This is a genomic window from uncultured Lutibacter sp., from assembly GCF_937891065.1.
Classification (GTDB): Bacteria; Bacteroidota; Bacteroidia; order Flavobacteriales; family Flavobacteriaceae; genus Lutibacter.
The window spans coordinates 1-7,544 of record NZ_CALAEQ010000091.1; the positions used below are offsets into that span (position 1 = coordinate 1).

A 7,544-nucleotide genomic window follows, 5' to 3' on the forward strand; every position below is an offset into this window, starting at 1 on the left:
AATTTACAGAAAAAGGATTTATTGAAGTTGGGTATAATTTAAAACAACATCCTGAAAATTCATTTTTAGAGTTTTATGTTAAAGATACTGGTTGTGGGATTCCAAAAAACAAATTTGAAATGATTTTTGATCGTTTTTCTCAAGCAGGCGATAAAGATTTTAAAATTGGAAACGGATTAGGACTAAGTATTTCTAAAGGTTTAATGCTTAAATTAGGTGGTAAAATATGGGTAGAATCTGAAGAAAGTGTTGGAACAACCTTTTATTTCACATTGCCTTATTAAAAAAGTATCATTTCTTATTTTCGAGTAAACTAATTTGTAAATTTGTAAAATGATAGAAGAGAAAAAAGTAACATCTGAAGAAGCCGTTTTAATAGGTGTAGTAACCCAACATCAAGATGAAGAGCAGGCGAATGAATATTTAGATGAATTAGAGTTTTTAACGCTAACTGCGGGTGGAATTGCCGTTAAACGATTTACTCAAAAACTAGAAATGCCACACCCTAAAACCTTTATAGGTACTGGGAAACTAGAAGAAGTACGAGACTATATGCAGACTCATCATATTGAAACTGCTATTTTTGATGACGAACTTTCTTCATCTCAATTACGAAATATTGAAAAAGTATTAAACTGTAAAGTACTAGACAGAACTAATTTAATTCTTGATATTTTTGCTAAAAGAGCTCAAACAAGCTATGCACGTACTCAAGTTGAATTAGCACAATGCCAATATTTATTACCAAGATTAACACGTCTTTGGACACACCTAGAACGTCAAAAAGGGGGAATTGGATTGCGTGGACCTGGAGAAACAGAAATTGAAACTGATAGACGTATTATCCGTGATAAAATAGTTTTATTAAAATCAAAACTAAAGATAATAGACAAGCAAATGGCCGTTCAACGCAAAAACCGAGGAAAAATGGTCCGTGTTGCTTTAGTTGGTTATACTAATGTTGGAAAGTCTACTTTAATGAACGTTGTAAGTAAAAGCGATGTTTTTGCCGAAAATAAATTATTTGCAACATTAGATACCACTGTTAGAAAAGTAGTCATAAAAAACATTCCTTTTCTATTAACAGATACTGTTGGGTTTATTAGAAAACTACCAACGCAATTGGTAGAATCTTTTAAATCTACTTTAGATGAGGTTCGTGAAGCTGATTTATTATTGCACGTAGTTGACATTTCTCATGCTAATTTTGAAGATCATATTGCATCTGTAAATAAAATTTTAGACGAAATTAAAAGTGCTGATAAACCAACTTTAATGGTTTTTAATAAAATTGACGCCTACCAACATCAAACAATTGATGAAGACGATTTAGTTACAGAAAAAACAAAAGATCATTTTACGTTGGCTGAGTGGGAAAAAACTTGGATGAATAAATTAGATAATAATTGTCTGTTTATCTCAGCTTTAAATAAAGAGAATATGGATGAATTCAAAGAAAAGGTTTTTGAAGAAGTAAAGAAAGTTCATATCTCCCGATTTCCATATAATGATTTTTTATATGATGAATATACTGAGGAAGGTAATTAGATAAACCGGAATGAGCGAAATATATTTGAAATTTGAGTAAATTACTTTTTAATAATAAAGCCTATCAATATTTAAAATATTTTGTCTTAGTTATTTATGTTTTATTTGTTCTCATTTATATAAATAGAGTGAGCTTATATGCTATAGACAATAAATATTTAACAATTTTTGCGGGTTCATTTCCTAACTTAATTTCAAGTTTTTTATTTACACTTATTGGTATGTTTTATGTGATTCCTATGCTGTATAAAACTAAAAAAGCATTATTTACTACTAAGTATATTTGGATAATCAACGCCATCAATATTTTTATTTTTTTGATGATTGAATATCTTCATGTTATTTTTAAACTAGGATTTTGGGATAACTTGGACATGATTGTTACTTTAATTGGTATTATTCTTTCAACAACCATTTATTTTAATTTTAGAAAGCATTTTAAGTGACGATCTTTAATTGAGGGTTGTAATTAGAATATAGCAAACCAATTTTCAAGTTCAACAAATGTTATAAAAACCGTTACTTCAAGAAGTTTTTTTCAACAAATTGATGAAACTCCTCTTTATGTTGCTCACTAACAGGAATATAAACTTTATCAAAAACAATTCTATTTCGTTCAATAGTTGTTATCATTTTTAAGTTTACAATATATGACCTGTGCACACGCATAAAGCTATTATTAGGTAGTTGTTGCTCAACAGCTTTCATACTTAATAAAGTCATAATTGGTTTGTCATTGGTTAAATGAATACGCACATATTCGCGCATTCCTTCAATGTATTTAACTTCATTTAATTTAACCTTCAAAATTTTATATTCAGATTTTATAAATAAAAAATCATCATCACTATTAATTTGTTCTAGTTTTGAATTTTGTAAATCGAACCACTTTTTCGCTTTGTTTGAAGCTTTTAAAAACGTTGCATAATCAATAGGTTTTAACAAGTAATCCATGGCATCTACTTTAAAACCTTCCAACGCATATTCACTATAAGCAGTTGTGAAAATTATTTTTGGTGGATTGTCTAAAGATTTCACAAAATCCATCCCGTTTAAATCGGGCATATTAATATCAACAAACATTAAATCTACCTTATTTTCTTGCAAATAGGTTATGGCATCTAAAGGGCTTTCAAAAGATTCTTTTAACTCTAAAAAAGGTGTTTTTTCAATATAACTTCCAATTTGTCTTAATGCTAAAGGCTCATCATCTATTGCAATACACTGTATCATAGTGGAATATTTAAATTTACTTTGTAAATAGCTGTTGTTTCTGAAATATTAAAATCAAAATTATCTTTAAACAATAAAGCTAATCTTTTTTTAGTGTTTTCTATACCAATTCCAGAAGCTTCATTATCCTTTTTAGGGTGGTTACTATTTTCTATTGAAAATTGAAGTTGACCTTCAATAAAGGAAAGTGATATGTTTATAAAGGATGCTTCTTTATAGCTAATTCCGTGTTTAAATGCATTTTCTAATAATGAAGTAAACAATAACGGCGGAATAGATTTATTAGGAATTTCTAAAGGAATTTTGACATTAATTTTTACTTTGTCTGAAAAACGAAGTTTCATTAATTCAATATAACTATTTATAAATTCTATTTCCTTTTTAATTGGAGTCATTTTTTCTTCAGAATCGTATAATAAATGACGCATTAAATTAGATAATTTAATAATGGCTTTTTTAGATTCTTCAGCATCAATATCAACTAATGCGTGAATATTATTAAGCGTATTCATAAAGAAATGCGGACTTACCTGATTCTTTAAAAATGCCAATTGGTTTTCTACACTTTCTTTTTCAATAGTTACTTTTTCCTGCTCTAAATTTGCCCAACGCATTGATATTTGTAAACCTGCATCAAACCCAACAACCAAAATAGCAAGTATTAAAAAATTAGCATACAATGGTATAGGTTTAGGGTTTTTGTTTCGTCCTTGATTTGATGGTGGCGGAAAATTTCTTTCTTGAAACATAGGAGGCGACCTATTTTCGCTCATCCGTTCAGCTCTTTGAGGAGGGAAGTTAGGCTCGTTTAATCTACCGTCCATTTTATAAATTGTAGCTGAAATAACTAAAATTATTAATGAAGTAGTTATAAAGTAAAATGCTTTTTTCTGTTTGAAAAACAGCTTTGGTAATAGCACAAATCTATTCACTAAAAATAACCCAAGTAATGGTAAATAATTTATCCAAACTGTGTAGACTTCATCCCATTCAATTTGGTTTTCAAATCTACCAAACAATAATGGCGAAGCAAATAATAATACCCAAAAAGCAATAATTATAAAAGGCTCAAATAAAGTAAAATTGTAGTGTTTTTTTATAAGTTTCATTTTTTAGTTGTTACTAAATTATATAAAGTTATATGAAAAATATCTTTGTTTGTACTTTCAAAAGAGGGAGTACAAACAAAGATATTAAAACTTAACTTAATTCAAATAATTATTAACTGCTGAGCTTCTGCTTGAAGCGTGTGATTTTAATGTTGTAATTGCTGAGTAAAATGAGCTACTGCTATTTAAAAATGTATAACCTGAAATTTCAGAAGTTGCATAAGGCTCAACTAAAGTGGCATACGTATCATAAACACCTTGAATGTATGCAGTTTCAAAAGGGCCATCTATAGTAGCTTGTACATAAGCATCGTATTTAGCTTTGTAAACATCGTCGTCATATAAATATTCAATTAATGGCCAATCTCCTGAAAGATCTGAAAAATCTAAATTTAAAGCACCTTCCCTTTTTCCTTCTTGAAGGGATTCATTATTATCCCAAGGAATCCAAGTAAGTAAATTGTTATCAGGATTGTTGTATAAATAATAATTGTGCTCCATAAGTCCATAGGTATCCCAGTTTTGAATTACTGTATTTACCGCTAAATAATGAAGAAACACATCCGTATCTAAGACCGCATCTAAACCTGTTCTCCATGATGCAGCATCAGTTGTTCTTGAATCATCATGTAAGGCTGTGAAAACTGATTTAATATCTGTCCAATCGACTTCATCTTCATTTGTTTTCTTTTCAAAACCGTCTTCATTAAAAGTGCCTTCCGCAAAACTTGAGCCATAATCTTCAGGCTTGTATAAATTACCATCATTACTTGAAAATTGAGTTTTAATTACTGTGTTGTCTACTTCCTCCACTAAGGTATACAACCCAAAGTACTCAGGTCCATCTCCGTGATCAACATATAAAGTGTAAAAAGCAGTATTTGAAACTGCTAGTCCAGCATCTTTGAATACTTCAGCAGCTACTTTTTCTCTTAATTGTGAAGCATCATCATAATTATTTTTTAGACTGAATTTTTTAAAACCATAAAAACGTTGATTATCAATTTGTGGGTAATCATCTTCATATTCATCAAAATCCATTTTAAATGATAGTTTTAAAATTCCTGAACCCCAAGCACTTGCTAGGCTAGAATTCCCTTTAAAACGCAAACCTACTTTATACCATTCTTTACCATTGTATAAAACTGACCCAGGTACAAAAATAGGATCTTCATCTGAAAAACTAGAGCTTCCACCACCTTGGCCAAATGTACCATATAAACTTGTCATATCATTTAGCATAGCTTCCCAGTTATCTTCTGAAATTACAAAGTCAAATCTTTTTACTTCAATATCACTAAATACTTCATTAAAATTAGGGTCGGCACTTTTGCTATGTGTTTCATCTGTCCAATCAGTTGGGTCAAAATCAAGATCTGTAATTTGTACTTCTGTATTTGTGTCTTCAACAACTGTTTCTGCAATTGAATCATTATCTGAGCAGCTTATAAATAAGTAACCCGCTAGTAACAACATACTTAATATTGTTGTTAGTTTTAAAATTGAATTTTTCATTTTTTATTGTTTAATTTATTTGAAGTAAAGCTCCATATTTTTTAATGTTTTTGAAAAAAAAATCAACCAACTGGTAGTTTTTATCTACGAATAATGTTTTATTTGTTTTTAATAGTGTACGTATATTTTAACCCTATTATATTAGTTGTTTTTGGAATACTCTCGTTAAGCTCTTTTTCTATGCTGTAAAACAAATTTATTGTTCCTGAGTTTTTTAATTTGTAATCGGTTCCTAAAGTCAGACGATATTTATCGAATCCGTTCTTTTCTCCCTCTTCAAAATGATTAAAAATTTCAGCTGAAAATTTAGGATCTAATTTCCAATTTTTAAAGTTGTATTCAATAGCTGTCTTAAAACGAATATGTTGATTGGCATAATCACCTTCTGAATTGCTAACTCCTAATTCGTTTTTATTTTGATAGCGTAACCTGTATTTAAGTGTAAAATCGTTAATTTTATGTTTGTATGATGCATCTACATTAAATCTAAAATGATTTTCATATCCTTGAATGTTACCATCAGTATCATTTTCTTTAATGAATCTTAATCCTGCTCCAAGTGTAAATTTTTTAGAAATTGAATATTCCGCATTAAGTTGTGTGAAATATTCATCTATTGTAGAAATATCTTCTTTTAAACGAAGTTGCTCTTCAATGCCAAAACTCCACTTTTTATTTAATTTATATTCAAGTCCAATGGTGGTCCAATTGGCCAAGTCACTATTTTGAGAATATCCAAAATTGGTAATTATTACAATTAAAAGGATTGAAAGTAAAACGGTTGAATTATTTATTTTAGTTGCCATTTGTTGATGTGTTTTGGAGGTTAATTTTATTTTACTTTGAAATAGAAAATGGTAACTTTAGCGATATCTCGTAAGAAATCTATATCACCAATTGTAACATTATTAATTTCTAAACCAGTTCTTTTTTCTAAATCACTTTTAAGTATTTCGTAATTTTCAGGCTTTATGTTTTCAATGTTTTCATAAACAATAGATTTTGATTCTTCTTGCTTTAAAGCCCAATACCTTTCAATAAGTACAAGAATGATAATGATAATTGTATTGGCTCCCATAATTTCAGCATAACTCATTTTTTTATTAGCTAATGAATTGATTACTGACACACCAATAACCACAAATAAATAGGTCATTTCTTTTATAGGAATAGCATCTGTTCGGTAACGAATAATTCCAAAAATGGCAAATAATCCAAGAGCCATTCCAATATCTAGCTCATACTTTTTTAGTGTAAAACATAGAAAAAATACGATGACGCTGATTAAATAATATGTAAATACATAATCTTTACGTTTAGAATAAGGATAATAAATGAAACGTATTATAAGGGTTAAAAATGTAAAATTGATAACGAATCTAAACATCATTTTAAAAAAATCATCATCAAAAAGGGGTATCTCTAAAAATTCCATTTGTAAAGGTGTTAAGCAGTTAAATTATTAATTTTAATAAGTTTTCTTTTGAATCTATTGTATTTCAATTGCGGATATATATGCGTCATTCCCATACAATATTTACTAATACTATAAGGGTTTATGCATTTGTTTTTTAGTGCTTTTACAACTGGAGAAGTTCTATTAAATCGTTCTTGTTTTACTTCTATAATTACTAAATTTGAATAGTCTTTTTCATATTTGTCCATTTTGTAGCAAAGATTCAAATCTATGGTGAGTCTTTCTTTCGCTTCAATGTTTACTAAGGTTATTCTATTAAATTTGTTCCAGATAATTGGTATTAATTCCATTTTTTCTGAAGTGGTTTTATAAATAAAATCTAGTAAGGTTTTTGATAAATTTGTTTCAAAGTCTTTAATTTGAATTCTAGATTTTGTGGTTTTTCCCTTACCATCTTTTTGTTTTATTTCAAGAAAGCAAATGTCAGATTCAACGTACTTTCGCATTCTAACTTTTGTTCTGTTTATTTTTCCATTATGATGATCGTTATAGAACTTTTTGTCTTCCGTATCAAAGTATAGTGATGAATAAGTCATCATTCTATTCTCATTAATTTGAAGAACTTTGTATTGGTCTTTAATAGTTTCTAAAACTTCAATTAATTGTTTTTCGTGAATTACAAATTTGGTGTCTGTTCGTTTCATTAATGAAACACTATCCAT

8 protein-coding genes are annotated in these 7,544 nt (G+C 28.7%); 2 read left to right on the forward strand and 6 right to left on the reverse strand.

Going from position 1 to position 7,544, the window contains the following annotated elements:
* The coding region (locus Q0352_RS05140; protein WP_299524628.1) for an ATP-binding protein at nt 1–284 on the forward strand (284 nt) is incomplete at its 5' end.
* Between the two features lie 49 nt (nt 285–333).
* Nucleotides 334–1,548 carry a GTPase HflX gene (hflX, locus tag Q0352_RS05145; RefSeq protein ID WP_299524631.1) on the forward strand — a complete coding sequence of 405 codons (1,215 nt, stop codon included), beginning with the start codon at nt 334–336 and terminating at the stop codon, nt 1,546–1,548.
* 519 nt (nt 1,549–2,067) lie between these two features.
* Here the strand turns inward: hflX and Q0352_RS05150 are convergent.
* The 6 genes from Q0352_RS05150 to Q0352_RS05175 form a co-directional block, all read right to left on the reverse strand.
* Nucleotides 2,068–2,781: a LytTR family DNA-binding domain-containing protein gene (locus Q0352_RS05150; RefSeq protein ID WP_299524634.1), complete on the reverse strand. Its 714-nt coding sequence runs from the start codon at nt 2,779–2,781 to the stop codon at nt 2,068–2,070.
* Nucleotides 2,778–3,890 (reverse strand): sensor histidine kinase, encoded by a 1,113-nt coding sequence (locus Q0352_RS05155; protein ID WP_299524637.1) that lies wholly within the window; start codon nt 3,888–3,890, stop codon nt 2,778–2,780. Before Q0352_RS05155 ends, Q0352_RS05150 begins: the two co-directional genes overlap by 4 nt.
* A gap of 96 nt (nt 3,891–3,986) precedes the next feature.
* Nucleotides 3,987–5,405, reverse strand: a complete 1,419-nt coding sequence (locus Q0352_RS05160; protein ID WP_299524640.1) for a CotH kinase family protein — start codon at nt 5,403–5,405, stop codon at nt 3,987–3,989.
* A 98-nt stretch (nt 5,406–5,503) separates the two neighbouring features.
* Complete coding sequence (locus Q0352_RS05165; RefSeq protein WP_299524643.1) at nt 5,504–6,211, reverse strand: DUF2490 domain-containing protein; 708 nt, start codon at nt 6,209–6,211, stop codon at nt 5,504–5,506.
* 26 nt (nt 6,212–6,237) lie between these two features.
* Nucleotides 6,238–6,840 carry a DUF4956 domain-containing protein gene (locus Q0352_RS05170; protein ID WP_299524646.1) on the reverse strand — a complete coding sequence of 201 codons (603 nt, stop codon included), beginning with the start codon at nt 6,838–6,840 and terminating at the stop codon, nt 6,238–6,240.
* 11 nt (nt 6,841–6,851) lie between these two features.
* A partial coding sequence (locus Q0352_RS05175; protein ID WP_299524649.1) for a polyphosphate polymerase domain-containing protein occupies nt 6,852–7,544 on the reverse strand: 693 nt, incomplete at its 5' end.